The organism is Shewanella sp. SM20 (genome assembly GCF_025654545.1).
GTDB classification, from domain to species: domain Bacteria; phylum Pseudomonadota; class Gammaproteobacteria; order Enterobacterales; family Shewanellaceae; genus Shewanella; species Shewanella oncorhynchi.
In genome coordinates this window covers 1-600 of the sequence record NZ_JAKKRK010000141.1, presented here as the reverse complement: position 1 = coordinate 600, position 600 = coordinate 1, and the positions used below count along the sequence as shown (strand labels likewise).

Genomic DNA, 600 nt, shown 5'->3' with positions numbered 1-600 from the left:
TACACGACCAATGCCATTGAGTCATTAAATAGCGTGATTAGGAGAGCGTTGAAAAAACGTAAGGTGTTTCCTAATGATGACTCGGCCAAGAAAATGATTTACCTTGCCATAAAAGAAGCCAGTAAAAAATGGACCATGCCCATTCAAAACTGGCGTACTGCGATGAGCCGATTTATTATTGAGTTCGAAGACAGAATTGTGAAGCATATTAACTAAATTGCAGTTACACAGAATCTGTTACACCCTCTATATATATGGTTTTCACTTTGGCATTTTATTTGGTTAGTAAAGCTCTTCCTACAATATTACAAGTGTTTATATTACTATTCGTGATAATTTATTTTGTATACGTGTAGTGATGTGATGGACGCCTCAGCACCTAAGCTTGCAGTATTATGCCAAGCTTAAAGCTGACAAATAGTTCTGGAGGTTTCCATCATGGATATTAAAGTTATTGGTATCGATTTAGCCAAAAATGTTTTTCAAGTTTGTGTTTGTCTTATGGATAACTCTGTCATGAGTAACAAAAAGGTTAACAGAAACAAGCTGCTCGATAAAATTAGACAATTCCCCGAAGGTAGCCTTATTGCTATGGAGGCC

1 protein-coding gene and 1 pseudogene are annotated in these 600 nt (G+C 36.5%); both read left to right on the top strand.

Features of this window, described 5'->3' with window-relative positions:
* A partial coding sequence (locus L5M18_RS23310) for a transposase (protein WP_263188858.1) occupies positions 1-216 on the top strand: 216 nt, incomplete at its 5' end.
* Between the two features lie 222 nt (positions 217-438).
* Positions 439-600: pseudogene (locus L5M18_RS23305) on the top strand (IS110 family transposase); the annotation flags it as partial.